General features: G+C 40.2%; 21 protein-coding genes. 11 read left to right on the plus strand and 10 right to left on the minus strand.

Going from position 1 to position 20,290, the window contains the following annotated elements; genetic code table 11:
• Positions 1 to 109: 109 nt before the first annotated feature.
• The 3 genes from AC3B6B_RS01875 to AC3B6B_RS01885 are packed head-to-tail and all read left to right on the plus strand — an operon-like array spanning position 110 to position 1,812.
• Positions 110 to 592: a hypothetical protein gene (locus tag AC3B6B_RS01875; RefSeq protein ID WP_489757013.1), complete on the plus strand. Its 483-nt coding sequence runs from the start codon at positions 110 to 112 to the stop codon at positions 590 to 592.
• Positions 589 to 1,446, plus strand: coding sequence for a sulfite exporter TauE/SafE family protein (locus AC3B6B_RS01880; RefSeq protein ID WP_489757014.1), 858 nt, complete (start codon positions 589 to 591; stop codon positions 1,444 to 1,446). The genes AC3B6B_RS01875 and AC3B6B_RS01880 overlap by 4 nt, the downstream gene beginning before the upstream one ends.
• Complete coding sequence (locus AC3B6B_RS01885; RefSeq protein ID WP_489757015.1) at positions 1,447 to 1,812, plus strand: DUF1634 domain-containing protein; 366 nt, start codon at positions 1,447 to 1,449, stop codon at positions 1,810 to 1,812.
• 85 nt (positions 1,813 to 1,897) lie between these two features.
• On the opposite strand, the gene AC3B6B_RS01890 is transcribed toward AC3B6B_RS01885, so the two are convergent.
• From AC3B6B_RS01890 to nrdH, 5 genes are all read right to left on the minus strand, one after another.
• Positions 1,898 to 2,209, minus strand: coding sequence for an ArsR/SmtB family transcription factor (locus AC3B6B_RS01890; protein ID WP_489757016.1), 312 nt, complete (start codon positions 2,207 to 2,209; stop codon positions 1,898 to 1,900).
• Positions 2,210 to 2,539: 330 nt separating this feature from the next.
• Positions 2,540 to 3,508 carry a class 1b ribonucleoside-diphosphate reductase subunit beta gene (gene nrdF / locus AC3B6B_RS01895; protein ID WP_489757017.1) on the minus strand — a complete coding sequence of 323 codons (969 nt, stop codon included), beginning with the start codon at positions 3,506 to 3,508 and terminating at the stop codon, positions 2,540 to 2,542.
• A gap of 99 nt (positions 3,509 to 3,607) precedes the next feature.
• Positions 3,608 to 5,782, minus strand: a complete 2,175-nt coding sequence (gene nrdE, locus AC3B6B_RS01900) for a class 1b ribonucleoside-diphosphate reductase subunit alpha (RefSeq protein ID WP_489757018.1) — start codon at positions 5,780 to 5,782, stop codon at positions 3,608 to 3,610.
• Positions 5,763 to 6,140 carry a class Ib ribonucleoside-diphosphate reductase assembly flavoprotein NrdI gene (gene nrdI, locus AC3B6B_RS01905; protein ID WP_489757019.1) on the minus strand — a complete coding sequence of 126 codons (378 nt, stop codon included), beginning with the start codon at positions 6,138 to 6,140 and terminating at the stop codon, positions 5,763 to 5,765. Before nrdI ends, nrdE begins: the two co-directional genes overlap by 20 nt.
• Complete coding sequence (gene nrdH, locus AC3B6B_RS01910; protein WP_489757020.1) at positions 6,140 to 6,373, minus strand: glutaredoxin-like protein NrdH; 234 nt, start codon at positions 6,371 to 6,373, stop codon at positions 6,140 to 6,142. The genes nrdI and nrdH overlap by 1 nt, the downstream gene beginning before the upstream one ends.
• 418 nt (positions 6,374 to 6,791) lie before the next feature.
• On the opposite strand from nrdH, the gene AC3B6B_RS01915 reads away from it, so the two are divergent.
• Complete coding sequence (locus AC3B6B_RS01915; RefSeq protein WP_489757021.1) at positions 6,792 to 7,412, plus strand: LVIS_2131 family protein; 621 nt, start codon at positions 6,792 to 6,794, stop codon at positions 7,410 to 7,412.
• Between the two features lie 56 nt (positions 7,413 to 7,468).
• On the opposite strand, the gene AC3B6B_RS01920 is transcribed toward AC3B6B_RS01915, so the two are convergent.
• Positions 7,469 to 7,693 (minus strand): DUF2187 domain-containing protein, encoded by a 225-nt coding sequence (locus tag AC3B6B_RS01920; protein ID WP_489757022.1) that lies wholly within the window; start codon positions 7,691 to 7,693, stop codon positions 7,469 to 7,471.
• A 327-nt stretch (positions 7,694 to 8,020) separates the two neighbouring features.
• Between AC3B6B_RS01920 and AC3B6B_RS01925 the strand changes: the two genes are divergently transcribed.
• The 7 genes from AC3B6B_RS01925 to AC3B6B_RS01955 all read left to right on the plus strand — a co-directional run bounded on the left by AC3B6B_RS01925 (position 8,021) and on the right by AC3B6B_RS01955 (position 16,156).
• A complete protein-coding gene (locus AC3B6B_RS01925; protein WP_489757023.1) occupies positions 8,021 to 8,569 on the plus strand; it encodes an AAA family ATPase in 549 nt (182 codons plus the stop codon).
• Positions 8,570 to 8,722: 153 nt separating this feature from the next.
• A complete protein-coding gene (locus AC3B6B_RS01930; protein WP_489757024.1) occupies positions 8,723 to 9,394 on the plus strand; it encodes a C40 family peptidase in 672 nt (223 codons plus the stop codon).
• A gap of 652 nt (positions 9,395 to 10,046) precedes the next feature.
• Complete coding sequence (locus AC3B6B_RS01935) at positions 10,047 to 11,318, plus strand: isochorismate synthase (protein ID WP_489757025.1); 1,272 nt, start codon at positions 10,047 to 10,049, stop codon at positions 11,316 to 11,318.
• A 41-nt stretch (positions 11,319 to 11,359) separates the two neighbouring features.
• Positions 11,360 to 13,087: a 2-succinyl-5-enolpyruvyl-6-hydroxy-3-cyclohexene-1-carboxylic-acid synthase gene (gene menD / locus AC3B6B_RS01940; RefSeq protein ID WP_489757026.1), complete on the plus strand. Its 1,728-nt coding sequence runs from the start codon at positions 11,360 to 11,362 to the stop codon at positions 13,085 to 13,087.
• Complete coding sequence (gene menH, locus AC3B6B_RS01945; protein ID WP_489757027.1) at positions 13,077 to 13,886, plus strand: 2-succinyl-6-hydroxy-2,4-cyclohexadiene-1-carboxylate synthase; 810 nt, start codon at positions 13,077 to 13,079, stop codon at positions 13,884 to 13,886. The genes menD and menH overlap by 11 nt, the downstream gene beginning before the upstream one ends.
• Positions 13,876 to 14,982: an o-succinylbenzoate synthase gene (menC, locus tag AC3B6B_RS01950; protein WP_489757028.1), complete on the plus strand. Its 1,107-nt coding sequence runs from the start codon at positions 13,876 to 13,878 to the stop codon at positions 14,980 to 14,982. Before menH ends, menC begins: the two co-directional genes overlap by 11 nt.
• A gap of 13 nt (positions 14,983 to 14,995) precedes the next feature.
• Complete coding sequence (locus AC3B6B_RS01955) at positions 14,996 to 16,156, plus strand: MFS transporter (protein WP_489757029.1); 1,161 nt, start codon at positions 14,996 to 14,998, stop codon at positions 16,154 to 16,156.
• A 70-nt stretch (positions 16,157 to 16,226) separates the two neighbouring features.
• Here AC3B6B_RS01955 and AC3B6B_RS01960 read toward each other — a convergent pair whose 3' ends face one another.
• Genes AC3B6B_RS01960 through opp3b form a run of 4 tightly spaced genes read right to left on the minus strand, consistent with a single transcriptional unit; the run spans position 16,227 to position 20,224 of the window.
• The gene (locus AC3B6B_RS01960; RefSeq protein ID WP_489757030.1) at positions 16,227 to 17,180 is read right to left on the minus strand and encodes an ABC transporter ATP-binding protein; all 954 of its coding nucleotides are present in this window, start codon (positions 17,178 to 17,180) and stop codon (positions 16,227 to 16,229) included.
• Positions 17,180 to 18,256: an ABC transporter ATP-binding protein gene (locus AC3B6B_RS01965; protein ID WP_489757031.1), complete on the minus strand. Its 1,077-nt coding sequence runs from the start codon at positions 18,254 to 18,256 to the stop codon at positions 17,180 to 17,182. Before AC3B6B_RS01965 ends, AC3B6B_RS01960 begins: the two co-directional genes overlap by 1 nt.
• A gap of 13 nt (positions 18,257 to 18,269) precedes the next feature.
• A complete protein-coding gene (locus AC3B6B_RS01970) occupies positions 18,270 to 19,289 on the minus strand; it encodes an ABC transporter permease (RefSeq protein ID WP_489757032.1) in 1,020 nt (339 codons plus the stop codon).
• On the minus strand, positions 19,289 to 20,224 hold the full coding sequence (gene opp3b, locus AC3B6B_RS01975; RefSeq protein WP_489757033.1) for an oligopeptide ABC transporter permease: 936 nt from the start codon (positions 20,222 to 20,224) through the stop codon (positions 19,289 to 19,291). Before opp3b ends, AC3B6B_RS01970 begins: the two co-directional genes overlap by 1 nt.
• Positions 20,225 to 20,290 lie beyond the last annotated feature (66 nt).

The following is a 20,290-nucleotide window of genomic DNA, read 5'->3' on the forward strand; positions in this document are numbered from 1 at the left end:
TGAGTACTGAACAATCAAACCAGCTAGGTTAATCTATCTAAGATAGTGATAATTGCAACTAGCGTGGCACAGTAATATAATAATTTTGATTATTAAAGAGGGTTATTATATGAAAATGACAATTCAGCAATTTCAAGATAAAATTGCGAACGCAGAATATCAAACTTTTCAGCAAACGATTAAATTAACGAAGCGTTTAGCCGCCAGTAAAGTAACGCTAGCGCTTCAGCAATTAACCCAGCAACTGGAAGAAGCAGTAAATGGTGGTTATTTAGCGCAAGGGGAGTTAACCATTGAAGGATTAGGCTTTCCGGTGGTTTGTAATTTACAACTCAGTCCTTTAAACTTGCCGTGGCAAGACGCTGCCAAAGTGAGTCATTTTTTTGATCGGGACGAACAAGTAGAATTAGCGTTTTACTTAGTGACGAGCTGTGAATTTATTAATGCTTCCCACTTACGGATTGATCAAGTGGCCACGGATGCTGCGGACTTACAGCAACAACAAGCTGCCATTGTGCAACTAATTATTGATCAATGTCGACAGGCGATTACTAATCAAACTCAAACAAAAGAGGCTGCAAAGAAATCATGATTACGACAAGTAATTTATTAATAATGTTGATTACGGGTTTATTAGCGGGAACTTTAGGCTCAATCTTAGGTATTGGTGGTGGCATGATTGTCACACCAATTTTGACGATCGCGATGGGCTTAGATATTAAGTACGCGATTGGGGCCAGTATTATCGTCGTCATTGCTACCAGTTCCGGAGCGACCATTTCGTTTTTAAAGGATGAAATGTTGAACTTACGGGTTGCCATGTTCTTAGAAATTGCAACGACAGTCGGTGCGGTAACTGGTGCGGCTTTAAATGGGATTATCCCCAAAGCAGTTTTATATGTCTTATTTAGCTTTTTGTTATTCCAATCTTGCTACAACATGATTAAAAAGCTCATGAATAAAAAGTCTGCTAAAAGTGACCAAGAGGTACAACCGGATTATTTATCGCAAAAATTACGACTAAATGGTAGCTACTATGATAAGGCTTTACAAAAGCCAGTGGACTATCAAGTCAAAAATGTTCCGGGTGGTTTCTTGATGATGTTAGCTGCCGGCATTGCCAGTGGCTTATTAGGCATTGGGAGTGGTGCTTTTAAAGTGATTGCGATGGATAACATTATGAAGATGCCACTCAAGCCGTCTAGTGCTACCAGTAATTTAATGATGGGCGTGACTGCGGCGGCCAGTGCGACGGTGTACTTCTTTAACGGAACGATTTTACCAAATATTGCGGTGCCATTAGCCTTAGGAGTGGTCTTTGGCGCGATGATTGGTAGTCGCATTATGCAGCATTTACATCCGAAAGTAATCCGGATTATCTTTATTCCAATTTTATTGTACTTAGGTTTACAAATGTTCTTAAAAGGATTTGGGGTGAACATTTAAATGAAAAAAGATGAGATGCAGGATATTGAATTAATCATTGGTAAAATTTTGCGTGTTGGGGTAATTATTTCCGTCATTGTGATGGCTTTAGGGATTGTGATGATGTTAATTCAAGGTAATAGTGGTTATCCAGGGCAGAGTCATCCAACCACCTTTAGTGCGATTTATCAGGGCATCATTCAATTCAAACCTTTTGCCGTGATGATGTTAGGTGTCTTTTTATTGATTTTAACCCCCGTGTTACGTGTGGTCGTTTCCATTTATGCTTTCTTTAAGGAACATGATTATTTATATGTAGCTATTACTACTTTAGTTTTAGTAATTTTAGCTTTTGCGATGATCGGCGGTTATCTAGCTAATCGGTAGATGAACGATTGATTAATACTGGCAACAAAAAAAGAGAAGTGCTTAAAAGTGTCTAACTTTTGAGGACTCCTCTTTTTCGATTACTTTAAATATTACATAAGTAGCTATAGATAATAGTATCAATTAAATGAGGAAATTTTTGTTCTAATTCAGATTTGCGCAAACTAATGAAACGTTGTCGACCGTCGATGCGCACGTGAATTAAACCATTTTCACGGAGGACTTTTAAATGATGTGAGAGATTATTTTTTTTGCCTAAATAGTCGAACTCACAGCAAGGGGTTTCACCATTTTGCTTTAATGATGCAATAATTTGTAAACGTAGGGGTTCGCATAAAGCATTGAGAATTTGTTCTACTTTGATGGTTTGAATAGCTGGATGAGTAATTAAAGTCATTTTGTTAACCTCCTTGTTAGCAAACTCATTATAACTAAAGCGCTATCATAGTTCAATGTTCAATCGTTTATGAATTATTGTACCTTTTTAAAAAGCAGTCAAAATTATCAAAATAATTTTGACAAATAATTAATTACGCAATAATTGATTATTTTATATTTGGTTTTATTTCTTGTATGTTGAAAATTTGTTCAGTTACGGGGTGGAAATTTTTTAAATTAATCATCTTTTGCCCTGCGATATGGTGTAAAGCTGAAATAAAAAAATGCTCGTATTGATACGAACATTTTATGCACCGAAAGTATAAGTCGGTAGTTTCTTATGACAATTTTAATTGCGTCCGATTTCGTAATCAGAATCTTTCATTGCGGCGACTTTGCCTAAAAGATAGCCATTGCCGACTTGGGAAAAGAAGTCGTGATTATTAGTGCCGGTAGAAATCCCATTCATTACAATTGGGTTTACATTTTCTGCATTACCGTCCGCAAACAAGGGGTTTTGGCCAAGGTTCATTAAAGCTTTGTTGGCATTATAGCGTAAGAAACAGTTAACTTCCTGGGTCCAGCCAATTTCATCATAGAGTTGAGCAGTATACTTTTCTTCATTATCGTACAGTTGATACAGTAAATCATACATCCAATCTTGGAACTTACTTTGCTCTGCTTCGGATAATTCTTGAAAGCCTAGCTGGAACTTGTAGCCGATATAAGTACCATGCACAGATTCATCGCGGATAATCAGTTTAATAATTTCGGCCACATTGGTTAACTTATTATTACCTAGATAATAAAGCGGTGTATAAAAGCCAGAGTAGAAGAGAAAAGTTTCTAAAAAGACGGATGCGACTTTCTTTTGCAGAGGATCACCGTTTTGGTACAAATTATTAATGATGTAGGCCTTTTTTTGCAAAAATTCATTATGATTCGTCCAATCAAAAATTTCTTCAATTTCTTCGGCAGTATTTAACGTACTAAAGATTGATGAGTAACTTTTAGCATGAACTGATTCCATAAACTGAATATTGTTGAAAACAGCAATTTCTTCGGGAGTGCGCGCATCTTGTCGTAAAACGGCAGCTCCATCTTGTGATTGTAAGGTATCCAGTAAAGTCAAACCACCAAAAACATGACCGACGACAGTATGTTCTACAGCACTTAATTCACGCCAGTCATCACGATCATTGGATAGCGGAATGCGCGTATCCAACCAAAATTGTTCGGTTAATTTTTCCCAAGTGGCCTTATCAACTTGGTCTTCAATTTGGTTCCAATTAATTGCTTGATAATATGTTTTCGCCATAATAAATCCCTTCTTAGAATAATAGTTCCAGAGAATCTCAGCATAGTACTTAATTTGACAGATTATCCGCAACTGTTAAACGCTTCTTGTCACAACTTGTTAGATTGAACAGCTTTCACATTCATTTACGCCAATTTCTGAGTTATCATCGGTAAAGGTACGCACGTAATAAAGTGATTTAATCCCTTTGTAATAGGCATAATTACGCAAAATAGTTAAATCTCTGGTGGTTTGTTTATTCTCCTCAGCGGGCGTTTTCCATTCGTACATACCTTCCGGAATGCTGGAACGAATAAACAAAGTGAGACTTAAGCCTTGATCGACATGCTCTTGCGCAGCGGCGTAGGTGTCGATGACTTTGCGCATATCGGTATCATAGGCAGAACGATAGTAAGGAATAGTATCGTTAGTCAGATGTGGTGCTGGGAAATATAATTTGCCGTTCTTTTTTTCTTGGCGTTCTTCCACTAACCAGGTAATTGGTTGCAAACTGGCACTAGTATCATCAATATAAGAAATTGAACCCGTAGGAGCCACGGCTAAGCGGTAGGCATTGTACAAACCAGTCGCTTGGACTTTATGTTGTAATAATTGCCAGTCTTTTTGAGTAGGAATAAAAATATCTTTAAATAAAGCTTGCACCTGGGGATCTTGCGGTGCAAAGGAGCGCTGCGTATATTTCGCAAAATAAGAACCGTCAGCGTACTTGGATTTGGCAAAATCGTGAAACATACTGTGTCGTTCACGGGCAATCTGATTGCTTTCGACCAAAGTCCAATAATTTAAGAGCATAAAATAAACGCTGGTAAATTCGAGGGCTTGTGGTGAGCCATACTCAATCTGGTGAGTTGCTAAGAAAGTATGCAACCCCATCGCCCCTAAGCCGATGGCGTGGTTCAACTCGTTACCGTGTTTAATCGACGGTACGGCGTCAATTCGTGAATGATCGGAGACAAAAGTCAAAGCACGGGTCATGACGCGCACGGATTGACCAAAGTCTGGACTAGTCATTAATTGGGGAATATTCGTCGAACCAAGATTACAACTGACATCTTGACCTAATTGCACGTAGTCTTGTTTGTCATTTAATAAAGATGGTGTTTGGACTTGTTGAATTTCGGAGCACAGGTTACTCATAATAATTTTGCCCGCTACCGGATTTTGGCGATTGGCGGTATCAATATTTAGAATATAAGGATAGCCAGATTCTTGTTGTAATTTACTAATTTCTAGCTCTAAATCACGTGCTCTAATCTGATATTTTTTGATTTTGGGATTAGCCACTAACTTGTCATACTCTTGAGTAATGTCAACGTAAGAAAAGGGCTGGTGGTATTCACGTTCCACACTGTAAGGACTGAATAAATACATTGGCGCGTCTTGGCGCACTAATTCATAAAATTTATCAGGGACAATAATGCCTAAGGAGAGGGTTTTGACACGGATTTTTTCGTCTGCATTTTCTTTTTTAGCAGACAAAAAGTCTAAAATATCGGGATGAAAAACGTTGAGATAAACAGCTCCTGCTCCTTGACGCTGCCCTAATTGATTACTGTAACTAAAACTATCTTCCAATAATTTCATCACGGGTAAAACACCGCTCGAAACACCTTCGACCCCTTTGATAGGGGCGCCAGCTTCTCGCAAATTAGACAAGGTAATACCCACACCGCCGCCAATGCGCGACAATTGTAATGCACTGTTGATGTTACGACCGATGGAATTCATGTCGTCAGTTATTTGGATTAAAAAGCACGAAACAAACTCGCCACGGCGCTTTTTACCCGCATTTAAAAACGAAGGCGTGGCGGGCTGATAACGTTGATGAATCATTTCATCAGCTAATTGGTGTGCGAGTTGCTCATCACCGTCTGCAAAATATAAAGCATTATTTAACACCCGGAGTTCATAATTTTCTAGATAGTAGGCACCATCGTTGGTTTTTAACGCATACTGATTGTAAAATTTGTAAGCAGCCATAAAGGATTTAAACTGAAAATGCTGTTGCAGCAAATATTGGTAAAGTTCTTTAATAAAAGCTGGCGAGTACTGCTTTAAAAAAGCTGCTTCTAAATAATCAGCTTGCACTAACTTTTGTAACTGGCTTAATATATCGGGTTCCATTTTCAGATTAGGTTGAACATTTTCTTGCCAGAAAGCCTGGAGTGCGGCTTGGTCACGATCTAAAGGGATCTGTCCGTTAACCGGAATATTTAATTCGTTATTTAGCTTAAAGTAATTAACTTTAGCGATATCAATGTTGTTTAGACTCAAGTTGCTCCACTACTTTCCTGAAATTTTTAACATCGGCCGCGGTGCCGTTAAATTCATAATCGAAAACAACGGGGACACCTAAGCCAGCAGCGATATCTTTGGCAGTATGAATGTAGAGTTCATTGAAGTTGCGATTACCACTGCCGACGACACCGACTAATTGTTGGGCGTTATTTTGAAAACCTAAAAAGTCAATGACTGCATCCATCATATTGTCGTCATAAGCGGGCACAGCTAACAAGTACGGACCGTTCATGGCGTGATAAGGATTAGCATCACTAATCTCGTAAGCAGGTAGCTTAACTTTTTGAATAAAACGGCGGGTTTGACCAGTAATTGTATAGTAAGCAATTTGCATTATTGCACCAGTGCTTTCAATTCGCTCGGGCAAAAACCAATGATCGGGGGCTGACTATCCGTGACCACGACGGGGACGCTTTGAAATCCTTGCTGTTTGAGGTAAGTTAAGGCCTGAGGTTGTTGATTAATGTTATGTTCTTCAAATTGAATTTGGTGATCATTCAAAAAACGTTTGGTCATTTTACATTGTATACAGCCATCTTTGGTAAAAATCTTTACTGATTGATTCATGAAAAAACCTCCTTAATGATGAAAAAATCACGGTAGTGCGCACCGATCAATTTTCGATTAAAAGTTTCACAGTTGAGTTGTACTGGCATTAGTTAACCAGTTGTTGCTGCGGAACTTTTGATCGGAATAACTGAGCCCAATTATAAAACCCTACTAGTCAAAATACAATATATTGTGTTTGATTCGAAATCGAACCACATGATAGTGTGGTTGCCAGGCTTGGATTTTGGGTAAGAAAAAAATAAAAAACATTTGTTCGCTGCATAAGTCAAGTAATTTTTTTATTAAGTTTTTTTCAATTACGCTGATGACAGTTACGTAGGTCGGAAGGTTTTCACTAGACTTGGACAGTGCAGTCAGTGTGAAAGTGAGCTATAATAAATCTAATTAAATTTATCTGGAGTTTGGAGAAAGCAGGATGCAATTAAACTGGAATTTATTAGGGGTTGGCGCGTGGTTAATTGTTTTTTGTTTGGTAGCGGTGATTATCTTTGATATTCGACGCCGTCATTTAAAAATGATTGTCGTGCACCGCAAGCACCACTCATTAGGCAATGTCTGCTGGGATTTTTGTGAGTTTATTGGCGCTTTTGTGTTAGTGGGCTTTATGTTTTATATGACTTTTTTAGATAAAGTTGATGTGAAAGATACACAGCGCGTTCAATTGAGCTATACGGTTAAACCTCTAGTGATGCAGACCAAGAATGGTCAAGGTTATTATGTAGAAGTTAAGTCAGCAGACAATAAAAAAACGGTTAAGTATTATAATTATTGGGTCCAAGGAGCTAAGTACAGTATTCCGGGCAATAATGCCTCAGTTTTAGATGGTAATCAATCAGCTAGTTTAAACGCGAAGAACTATCCGTGGCCAAATACGAAACGCTATGATCAAAAATATCAGCAAGCATATGTGATGATGATGGTGGCTCATTATAAGAATAACTGGCGCAACGGCTTAGGCGTTCATGCCGGTAATGTCGCGACGGATTATGCATTGATTCGTATTCCTGGAACCACTTTTGTTAAAACATTGGATTAAAAAAGTTCCTCAATGACTATTTATGAGTCAAATTGAGGAACTTTTCTTATGGTTATTTATTTAGCTGCTTTTTTGGGCAGCTTTTTCAAATTTTGAGCATTAATCACAATTTTATGGTTCAGTTCAACGACGTTATCACTATCTTGTGGATCAAAGTCTTCAATGTCTAATAAAACGGCATTGGTATAGATCTTTTCAACTGTGCCAACGAAGGGCTTTTCTAAATCTTCTTCGACTGAACCTTGTAATTTGTCGCCGACTTTAATATTGGCAATTTTCATGTGTAGTTCCTCCTGGACTAATTAAACGTGGAGTTGGTTTTGAGTTTAAGCGAAGACCATTGATAGTGCGCCAAGCTTGGTGTTTTTCCCATTTTGGTAAAATTATTAGAAAGGCTGTACGCCAAAGGTTGAGCACTATCAAGCAACAGTAGCTTAAAAAGTTAGAGCTACCAGAATTCCTGGTCGGTAGAATTCTTAAGTACTATCTTACCACAGATAGTTGCCAAAGAAGGATTATCCGGTCGTTAATTGGAAGTTGGAACGATAAAAATAAGGCTTACTTTTGGCCTGGGTTCTTTAATTGAACAATTTAAAAGGAGTAAATTAATGAAAAAGATTATTGTTATTACCGGTGCGAGCGGTGTAGGGAAGACGACCGTCAGTCATTATTTGACGCAAGCATACCAAATTCCGAGTGTTGTAACGCATACGACGCGTCCGCAACGCGTTAACGAGCAAAATGGGGTGGATTACTATTTTGAGACGCCCCAGAGTTTTCTCTTAAATGATTATCTAGAACAAGTTACATATGCTCACCATCAATATGGCTCTTCGCGCCAGGGCTTACAGCGGGCTTTTGCGAAAGCTGAGATAGTTAGTATCGTTTTAGACACTAAAGGTGCTTTAACGTATTTAAAAGCTTATCCCCAGCAAGTAGTCATTTGGTTTATAACTGCTGATCGGCAAGTTTTACAGCAACGGCTGTTGCAGCGTGGAGATCAAACGGCAGCGATTCACCAGCGGTTAACCAGTCAAGAATTTGCGCGTGACTTGCAACTGCCGAAGGCTTTAAAAGGTACAGCACTGGTTTTGACCAATGATGCTTGGCCCCAATTAAAGCAGACCATTGATCAATTGATTACAAAGATGTCATAAAATTCGGGATTTGTAACGGTTTGTTTGTTTGTTTGTAACATGATTGCAATGTAAGAAGTGTACTATTTTGATTGTTAAGTTATTTCCAAATTAAATTCAAATCAATTCTCGTAAAAATAACTTGTTACTTATTCTCGGAGGCGAACAATTTTCATGATTTCTAAAAAACATTTTCTTAGTTTAATTGCTGCAGGTGTTATTGGTATTTCTACTTCTACATTTTTAAATCATAATCAAGACGCACAAGCTGCTAATGTTGGTGATGGCGTGACTGTTACTAGCAATGATCAAGTCGGTTTGCGGAGCCAACCAAATAATGCTGGCACTTTAACTGGACAATATGTTTCGAACGGATCTTCTTGGGCTGTGACACAAATTAGTGCTGATGGTCAATGGTATAACTTAGGTCAAAATGATTGGATTCCGGCTAATGATGTTACAGACATGACAGAAGCCCGGAATGCGAAAGTTCAAAAAGTAATTAACATGGCACAAATCCAAGGCGGTAAGCCTTACGTTTGGGGTGCTAAAGGACCAAATTCCTTTGATTGCTCTGGCTTAATGTATTATGTCTTTAAACAAGCTTTGGGTGTCGATATTGGTGGTTACACAGTGGCGCAAGAAAGTGCTGGTCCGAAGGTTTCTGTGAATAATTTACAACCTGGTGACTTAGTTTTCTGGGGTTCACAAGGTAATTCTTATCATGTTGGTTTATACATTGGTAATAATCAATACATTCATGCTCCACAACCTGGTCAAGGTGTTCAAGTTTCCACAATTTCTGGTTACTTCTATCCATCATTTGGTGTGCGGGCAATTAACTAAAACCAATTCAATAAATAATTAAGTTAACCAGCGGCAATTGTAGCTGGTTTTTTTATTGTGTAAAAATATTTGGTCGTTAAGCGATATGAAGTGCAGTGTGTTTATTAGTTCTTAGCCTTTGTCGTAATATTGATCCAGCGCTCCAAAGGCAAGAAACTTGTGCCTAACTACGCCTAAGAACTAAAGCCTAAACCAACTTTAGTCGTAGTCTAGGTTAGTGCTCAGTTTCTGAACAGCCTTTGTCGCAGTGTGTTAATTAGCGCTCCCAGCATCAGAAGTTTGCGTCTAGCTACGCTAAAGTCCTCAAGTTTACAAACCAAAACTTAAGTCCTTTATCTAGGCTATACTCAACTTCTAAGCGCTGCTGGTCGCAGTATTGATCTAGCGCTCCAAGTGTCAAAAGCCTGTGTCTAACTACGAATAAATAATCAAGTTAAAAACCGCAACTTAATGGTTTATTCTAGGTTAGTCCGCGGCTTTTAAGCGACACTTGTCGCAGTGTGTTTATTAGCGCTCCAAAAATCAAAAGTTTGCGGTTAACTACACCTAAAAACTCAAGTCAAAGACCGACTTAAGCTTTTAGGTTAGGTTAATCCTCAACTTTTAATCAGTTTTTGTCGCAGTATTTTATGATAGAAAAGAGAAGCAATCCATGACACAATTAAAAGTATATACAACAGTTTTACCGCCTGAAATTCAACGTTCCCAAATTTTGCAGTGGTTGGCGCAGCAGACCCAAATTTTTTTGTGGGAAAATCCGCCGCGCACGCAACAATTATTCACGGCTGGTAGCGTTTTGCAGGCTAAGAGTGCCCAACCGATTACTATGGTCGCAGCACAAAATTTATTACAAGAAGCTCAAACGACGTTACAGTTAACACCTTCTAGTAGTTGGGAAGATGTTAAATTAGTTGGTAGTTTTTTGTTTGATCCAAAAGATCCTCGGAACTCAACTTGGGGCGCTTTACAAAACGGAATTGCCTTCATCCCAGAAGTCAGTTTTTTTCAAACAGCTCAACAATGGCAGTTAACAGTAATTTCCACAGATGAAGCCAAGTTAAACGAAATTATTAATACCATTTTGCAGTTACCGAATTTGGCACCCCAGGCGGTACAGCTAGTTAATTATCAAGAACAGGCAGTGGATCAATGGTCAACTGCCGTAGCAACAGCAGTAGCACAAATTAAGCAAACACAATTACAAAAGGTAGTTTTAGCACGACAGGCTACGGCTCAATGTGCGGCTACCAACTGGGTAGCAGTTTGGCTTTATTTGAGTCAAAAGCAATCAGGATATCATATTTTATTAAGTGTGCCGGGAGCTAGTTTTATTAGTATTACGCCGGAGCGGTTAGCTAGTTTCCAAGCGCAGATGGTACAAACCGGTGCAGTGGCTGGTACGATTGCCAATGATGTTGATCAACAAAAGGCAACACAATTGGCCCACGAATTATTACATGATGCCAAAAACCGCCAAGAGCATGATATAGTAGTTCAAGGGATTAAACGAGTTTTACAGCAAGCGCAACTGACGGTGCAAGCACCAGCGACGCCAGAAATCTTAACTACTGCTAATTTGCAACATTTGTATACCCCGATTACAGGTCGCGGCCTAGTTCAACCGTGGTCGATTATTGCACAATTGCATCCAACTCCCGCCTTGGGCGGGATGCCCCAACAATTAGCGGTAGAATTAATCAGGCAGTTGGAACCCCATGCTCGCGGTTTATTTGGTGCCCCCATTGGTTATTTATCCGCTCAACAAACTGGCGAATTTGCGGTTGGTATTCGGAGCGCTTTAATCAAAGATCAGCAATTGGCTTTCTTTGCTGGAGCGGGGATTGTAGCCGATTCCCAGGCTGCTTCAGAGCAAAAAGAGACGGGACTGAAATTACAATCACTATATCAAGCTTTACAAAAGTAAACGCGGATTAATTCGTAAAATTATCGAAGGAAGTAATCACAATGACCATTGGTGAAAATTATTTAACACAACAATTAACACCATTTTTAGAAACTTTTTTGTCCAACGGGATTACCGAAGTTGTTTTATCACCGGGTTCACGTTCGACGCCGGTGGCGATTTTATTAGGTAAACTTGCAGATTTAAAACGGTTAACGTTACACGTAGATGTTGATGAACGTTCGGCGGCTTTTCTGGCGTTGGGCATTGCTAAAACTAAAAAACAGACGGTGTTATTAGTCTGTACTTCAGGCACGGCTGCGGCTAATTATTATCCAGCAATTTGTGAAGCCCAGGCCAGCAATATCCCCTTATTAATTTTGACGACCGATCGGCCTCCAGAATTGCAACAAGTTGGTGCGCCGCAGACGCTGACCCAAGAACGCCTTTACGGTCAACAAGTCAAGGCCTTTTACCAACTACCAACGCCTCAAGCAACTTTACCTGCCCAAGCCCAAAAATATTTTAGTTATATTGCCCAAAAAGCTGTGCAATTAGCTTTACAAACACCCCAAGGTCCTGTACATCTTAACTTACCGTTGCGCAAGCCCTTGTTGCCCGCGACCGCACAAGAATTACCAACTGCCCAGCCGTCAGTAGCCCAACAATGGCAGGGCCAAGTAGCCAGTCCACAATTAATTCAGCAAGTTCAGGATTTGTTACGCAATAAAAAAGGCCTCATTCTTGCGGGCCCTCAGGTGGGGACGCAACAAGCTACTGCTAGTGTCCTGGAATTTGCGCACACGATGAATTGGCCGATTATTGCGGATCCTTTGAGTTGCTTGCGAGGACAGGAAGCGGTCTTAACTACTGGCGATTGGTTGTTTCAACAAGCGAATTCTTGGCCTGCTGACCTAAAGCCAGAGGTAATTCTTCGCTTGGGAGCAACACCGGTTTCTGCCGCCTTAAGTGATTGGCTGGCAAAAACGACCATTCCGGTAGTTTATTTAGATGCTAATCGCGCCCAATTAGATCATACGTTAAATACGACCATCGCGATCGCCTTAGCGCCACAGCAATTGTTGCCCGCTTTACAATTACCACCCAGTTCAAATACTTGGTTGGCTCAATGGCAACAACTTGATCGCCGACTGCGTCAAGTTATAACGCAAGCAGTTACTTCATCAGCAACATTAACGGAACCGCAAATTGCTTGGACCTTAGGGCAGAATCTCCCAGCGGATTCCGCTTTGTTTGTCAGCAATTCCATGCCAATTCGGGAAATTGATGATTATTTTGCTCCTACCAAGCCGCAGTTAGTGTTAGCTAATCGAGGTGCGAACGGAATTGATGGAATCAATTCGACCGCGTTAGGGATGGCTAGTCAGCGGGCAAAAAATTCATACTTATACATTGGTGATTTGGCCTTTTTCCATGACCTAACCGGCTTAATGATGGCGCGCCAAGAAAAACTACAACTAACAATCATTGTGCAAAATAATCAGGGGGGCGGCATTTTTTCCTTTTTGCCACAAGCGCAAGAGCCCACACAATTTGAAAAAGTTTTTGGCACTCCTTTAAATTATCAAATTGCCGATGTAGCGCAGTTATTTGGTGGTCAATATTATCGCGCACACAAGCAAAGCGAATTGGCACAATTGCTGGCACAAGAGCAGACGGGTTTGACCATTATTGAAGTTACGACTAAGCGTCCGTTATTGACACAAATTGATGGTCAAATTAAAGCGGCCGTGGCTACTTTTTGGGAGCAAGACTTGCATGAAAATTAAAATAGCACAGCAAACTTTTTATGTTACTAAAACGGGGCAAGCAACGCCTCATTGGGTATTTTTGCACGGTTTTATGGGAAGTGGTGCCGATTTTGCGCGTATTGGAGCACAATTGCCGGGGACGAGTTGGTATATTGATTTATTAGGTCATGGGCAAACTTCCAAAGTTTACACTGCCTCCACTTATGCCATGGAACAACAAGTGCAAGTTTTAGAGCAACTATTGCAGCAATTACTGGGTTATCAACCAATTAATCTTGTAGGTTATTCAATGGGTGGCCGCTTGGCGTTGGGGTATGCTTTCGCTTATCCCAAACGGTTGTTAAATTTGATTTTAGAAAGTAGTACCGCAGGACTAAGAACTGTTGACCAACAAACAGCCCGGCGGGCGCATGATGCTCTGTTAGCGCATCAATTACAAACGCGACCGTTAGTCGAATTTGTTAACCAGTGGGAGCAACTACCATTGTTTGCTTCCCAACGGCAGTTGCCAGCCCAATTACAAGCTCAGATTCGACAACAACGTTTAACTCAAGATCCCAAAGCTTTAGCAGCCAGTTTATTAGGGATGGGAACGGGGTCAATGCCGAATTTTTGGCCCCAATTAGTTCAATTATCCTTACCAGTAACGTTGATTACTGGAGCGCAAGATGCAAAGTTTCGGAAAATAACGCAACAAATGGCGCAACAACTACCACGAGTTCAACGTTACGTAGTGGCACAGGCCGGACATAATGTGCATTTAGAGCAGCCTAAGATTTACCGAATGATTTTACGGAGTTTAGCCGATGCAACTTAAACAGTTAAAATTATTACCATTAACTTTAACATTAAAGAGACCGTTTGTTTCCGCACATGAAACCATGCAAAAACGCCCCGTCACCTTAGTGGCATTAGCTGATGAACAAGGCAATTGGGGTTATGGGGAAATTGAGGCTTTTCAAACCCCATTTTATACCGCACAAACCCAAGCCATGGCCGTAAGTGTTTTACAGCAATTTTTATGGCCGTTAATTAAGAACCAAGAATTTAGTGATCCTAAGCAAATGTGGCATAAGTTACAAGCAGTCAAAGCTAATAACTTTGCGAAAGCCGCTCTAGATATGGCAATGTGGGACTTATTTGCACAAAGACGGCACCAAAGTTTGGCCGCGGTCTTGGCGGATATTAGTGGCTTACCATATAAAAAACAAGTACCGGTAGGCATTAGTGTCGGCTTGCAGGATTTAGCGGCAACGCGCACTGCTGTGAATAAGGCACTCCAAGCTGGTTATACCCGAATTAAAATCAAGGTCAATGGTAATCAAGATTTACAGCGTATTCAACAATTACGCCAAAGCATGCCCGATTTTAATTTAACGTTGGACGCTAATGGCAGTTTGCGGTGGACAAAAAGCTTAGCGCATGAAATCGATCAATTAAAATTAACCTTTATTGAAGATCCGTTTGCACCCAGTGAATTCCAACAAAGTGCTGACCTACAACAACAAATGCAAACACCGCTGTGTTTTGATGAACCGATTGAGGATGTTCGCAGTGCTTTGACCTCCGTGGCACTGCAACAATGTCAAATCGTTAGTGTTAAATTAGCAGTGATGGGGGGCATTACCCCAGTTTTGCAGTTAATTCCAGCGCAAACGCAACGAAAATTTCTAATGTGGTGTGGCGGTATGTTAGAAGGTGGGATTGGTCGGGCCGCTAATTTAGCACTCGCTAGCTTAGCCAATTTTAATTTTCCGGGTGATTTATCGGCCAACAGTCGCTATTATGAGCATGATTATACGACGAGTTTATTGTTTAATCAGGGCCAGTTACAGGTGCCACAAAAAATTGGTTTGGGAGTACAATTATTACCGGAACATCAACAGTTATTACAGCAACAACCAACTTTATAAATAGGAGTAAGTTATGAAACGAACGCAAACCATTGATTTAAAGTGGCTATTATTGGGGACGCTAATCACGAGTATCGCCATGAGTTTTATTTGGCCTTTGAACACTATTTATATGCATGAAACTCTACATCAAAGTTTGGTTACAGCTGCGGTGGTCTTATGTATTAACCAAGTTGCCACGATGGCAGGTAATGTGTTAGGAGGCCATTTATTTGATCATTGGGATCCATACTATACGATTTTGTTAGGTGTCAGTCTCAATATTGTGGCTTTAGGATGTTTGGTTCTTTGGCATGGTTGGCCCAGTTACGCAATTTTAATTACACTGTCTGGTTTTGCGAATGGAATTTCCGCCACTTGTGAAAATTCCTTGGCGACGCATGTCACCAAGCGGGCGTCTAGTTACGTATTTAATGCCACTTATTTCATGTTAAATCTTGGCATTGTGATTGGTACGGCCATTGTGGGCTATATCTTACCATTGGGTATTGCGACAGTTTTTTTGACCGCAGTTTTGATTCAGATTATCTTTTTAATAGTGGTTTTTTGTTTTTATCGGATTCAAATTACTCCTGCTACACAAACTGCTGGTACTAAAGTCGTACAACAATGTCAGCAAGGCTACTTCGGTAAAATTGTGGGCGCGTTAATTACGGTTTTGTGTGCATGGCTAGTCTATACACAATGGCAAAGTAATCTATCCACTTTTATGGTTGGTCAAGGTTATCAAGTCAAAGATTATAGTTTACTCTGGACTTTTAACGCAATTGTGATTGTGATCTGCCAACCATTTATTACGCATTTTGACAAGTTTTTGATGCAGCATTTAAGGGCGCGATTAAATGTTGGCTTAGTGCTTTTTATTGGTTCATTTGTTTTCTTATTGAGTAATCGCCAGTATGTGGGCTATTTTATTGCGATGGGGATTTTAACTTTAGGCGAAATTCTGTTATATCCCGGTATCTCAAGTTGGGTAGCTGCCAAAACGCCTACGGCCATGAGTGGCTATTTTCAAGGGCGCGTGCAAATGTTTACAGCCGCCGGTAAAGCATTGGGTCCCATTTTTGGTGCGGTCATTATTGGCCAGTTAAGTTACCACTGGCTGTTTGCTTTATGTATTGTTGTTTTAATCATCGCTTGCTGTTGCTTCAATCTGCTGTCGCCAAAACATTGATGGTTGTTATTCCATCAAAATAAGCCATGAACTAATTGAGTTCATGGCTTATTTGCTGTGGTAGCAGCTTTTATGCTTGTTGTTGTGCAGCTAATTGTTGATAGTGAGTAATTTCTTCTTCAGTACAAAAAACAGAATGTCCAGGAGTGATCTCGCGTAATTTACGTTGGTGATCCGGATTACTATCTTCAATGGAAGCATCATAAGCAATTCGGGTGCGCTGCCGCTCTAATTCGGGATCTGGCGTAGGCACCGCGGACAGTAAGCTCTTAGTATAAGGATGCAATGGGTGATTATAAACTTCTTCAGCATCACCCATTTCCATTAACTTGCCTTGATGCATTACGGCAATGCGGTCACTAATATATTTAACCATTGATAAATCGTGGGCAATGAAGAGGTAAGTTAAATTACTGCGATTTTGAATGTCTTTCATTAAGTTAACTACCTGTGCTTGAATGGAAACATCCAACGCAGAAATTGGTTCGTCAGCAATAATAAACTGAGGATCAACAGCCAAAGCGCGCGCAATGCCGATCCGCTGGCGTTGCCCACCCGAGAATTCATGCGGGTAACGAGTTGCATGATCAGGATTTAAACCTACGATTTTGAGCAAATCGTTAACACGTTGATCACGTTCTTGGTCATTTTTAACGAGGTGGTGAATGTCTAAACCTTCAGCAATAATATCTTTTACTTTCATCCGCGGGTCTAAGGAAGCATATGGATCTTGGAAAATCATTTGCATTTCCCGCCGAAAATTTAACATTTCAGCACTATGATTTTTGATTTGACTTACATCTTGACCGTCAAACAAAATTTTGCCGGCAGTTGGATTGTATAAGCGGATAATACTGCGACCGGTAGTACTTTTACCCGAACCAGATTCACCGACTAAGCCGAAGGTTTCACCTTCATAAATGTCAAAACTAATATCGTCAACCGCCCGGACTTCATTAGGCTTACCAGGACTAAAATACTGTTTTAAATGTTGAACTTGAACGATCTTTTTCTTGTCACTCATTAATTGGTTCCTCCCTCAATGGGATCAGTTATTTGACCATTGTGGAGTAAATGATCATATTCCTGTGCGCGTTTGACAATAGCAGCAGGGGGCTCAACTTTCGGTGCATCGGGGTGCAATAACCACGTAGCCGCATAATGTGTATCGCTGACTTTAAAGAATGGTGGTTGAGCTTCCACATCAATTTTCATAGCATACGGATTCCGGGGGGCAAAAGCGTCGCCTTTGGGTGGATCCAATAAGTCTGGTGGCGTGCCCGGAATGGATGATAGCTTAGTGCCTTTAGTATCTAACGTAGGCATTGAACTTAATAGCCCCCAAGTATAAGGGTGTTTTGGTTGATAAAAGATTTCATCAACTGTGCCATATTCAATAATTTTGCCAGCATACATCACAGCCACGCGATCGGCAATACCGGCCACCACACCTAAGTCATGCGTAATAAAAATAATTGAAGTTTCAAGTTTTTCTTGTAGTTCGCGCATTAAATCAATAATTTGGGCTTGCACGGTAACATCTAAAGCCGTGGTCGGTTCGTCAGCAATTAAGATTTCAGGGTAATTGACAATGGCAATAGCAATCACAATTCTTTGCCGTTGGCCACCAGAAAATTGGTGGGGATAATCTTTCATCCGTTCTTTCGCATTCGGAATACCGACTAATTCAAGAACTTCTTGAGCACGTTTGAGCGCCTTTTCTTTGGAAATTTTGCCGTGAATTCGCAGTGGTTCTGCTACTTGTTTACCAATCGGCATTGTTGGATCTAACGAAGTCATCGGATCTTGGAAAATCATTGAAATGTCATTCCCACGGTGATGATCCATTTGTTTTTCTGATTCTTTGAGTAAGTCGTTACCTTTATATAAAATTTCCCCATTGGTAATTTGGGCGTTAGAAGCTAACAAGCCCATGATACTTCTGGTAGTAACGGACTTACCGGAACCGGATTCACCAACGATGGCGAGCGTTTCACCCTTACGTAAAGTAAAGCTGACATCTCGAATAGCCTTCACAGTACCGGCAAAAGTTTTAAAATCAATTTGTAAATGTTTAACTTCTAGAATATTATTCGCCATTATGTCAACCTCCTTATTCTGATTTTGGATCAAACGCGTCGCGTAAGCCATCAGCAAATAAATTAAAGGCAATCATTAAAATACAAAGGACTAAAGCGGGGTACCACATTTGATATGGTAAGAACCGGAAAGCTTTTTGACCATCAGATAATAAGGTACCTAATGAAGCGTTTGGAGCGGGAATCCCAATTCCGATGAAACTGAGGAAAGCTTCAAAGAAGATGGCATTGGGAATGGAAAACATCGTTTGAATAATGATTGTTGAAGATAAATTAGGAATTAAATGCTTCATCGCAATTTTGAAGGGTGATTCACCCAAAGTTAACGAAGCCAAAATATATTCTTCTTCTTTTAACTGTAAAGTTTGCGCTCGAATGAGTCGCGCCATCGTGACCCAACTACTAAAGGCAATCGCGATGATAATCGAAGAAAGTCCCGGTTTTAAGACTAATAACAGCAAGATAACAATGATTAAGTTAGGCACGGAAGAAATAATTTCGATAATGCGTTGCAGAACTAAGTCCACCGTCCCACCTTTCCAACCGGAAATAATCCCGTAAGGTAGACCAATTAATAAGTCGACCAAGGTGGCAACTACCGCAATAATTAGTGATAAACGCGTTCCATAAAGGATTCGTGAGAATAAATCACGTCCAAGATAATCAGTCCCTAGAATGTAAGTCCGATTCTTCGGCACATTATTGGTTTCATAAGGATTAGTTTTAATGCCAGCAGCATTCTTAATTTCTCCACGAAAACCTGGAATATTGGTATTGGCAATACGGGGAGGTAAATTGGCGTAATCGGGATTTTGCGCGTTCGGGTCTCTGGGTGAAAGAATCGGGGCACAAAAAGCTACGACCGCAATTAAGACTAAAACAATAAACGAAACGACCGCGACTTTATCCTTTCTTAAACGCCGCACGGCATCTTGGAAAAAAGTTAATGAAGGTGCGCTAATTTTTTCCTGATTTTGAGTTTGGTCACTACTGAGTTTTTCAAAACTATCAGCTGTGATTTTGAGATCAGCCATTAGTTAGCCCCCTTACTATTAGTTAAGCGAATACGTGGATCGATAATACTATATAAAATATCAGTAATTAATAACATTACCATGAACATGATGGAGTAAAAAATTGTTAAGCCCATGATCGTGGGATAATCGTTGGTCATGATTGACTTGACGAATTGTTCCCCAATACCAGGAATGGAGAAGATGTTTTCAACCACCAAAGAACCAGTTAAGATATTAGCAGTTAACGGTCCTAAAATTGTGATAACTGGAATTAAAGAATTCCGCAGGGTGTGTTTAACCACGGTTTGCCAGCGGGTATTCCCCTTAGCTTTGGATAATTCAATATAATCACTATTTAAGACATCAACCATTTCCGTCCGCATAAAGCGCGCGGTTTGGGCCAACGGCGAAACGGCTAATGCTAGAGACGGTAAGATACTAGACTGCCAACCGTTCCACAACGCGATGGGCAATAGATGCCATTTAAAGGCAATGAAGAACTGTAACAAAACACCTAAGACGAAACTTGGAATCGAAATGCCCACAATGGAAACAAAAGTAGCTAAACTATCAATCCAGTTATTTTTGTTAATCGCAGCAATGGCCCCCAATAAAATACCAAGGAGTGAACCAATAATCATGGCTTGTGCTCCAATCAACATGGAAGGCTTTAAGCGGGTCATGATTAAAGAGAGTACGGGTTGATTATTAAATTGGAACGAGGTTCCAAAATCACCGTGTAATAAGTTAACAATATAAATTAAATATTGTTGCCAAATGGGTTTATTTAAACCGTATTGTTCGTTCATGATTTTTAATTGTGCTGCCGAGAGTTTATCCTGATTCGAAAAGGGCGTCCCAGGCATCAATTTCATCATGAAGAAGGTCACACTAGCAACAATAAATAGTGTTAAAAGCATGTAACCAAGACGCTTGAGTATATATTTGGTCAATGTCACCAACTCCTTTGATATAAAACAAAAACAGAGTTCCAGCGTTACCTGTAACTCCGTTTTCAT

The organism is Bombilactobacillus sp. ESL1197, from assembly GCF_058107145.1.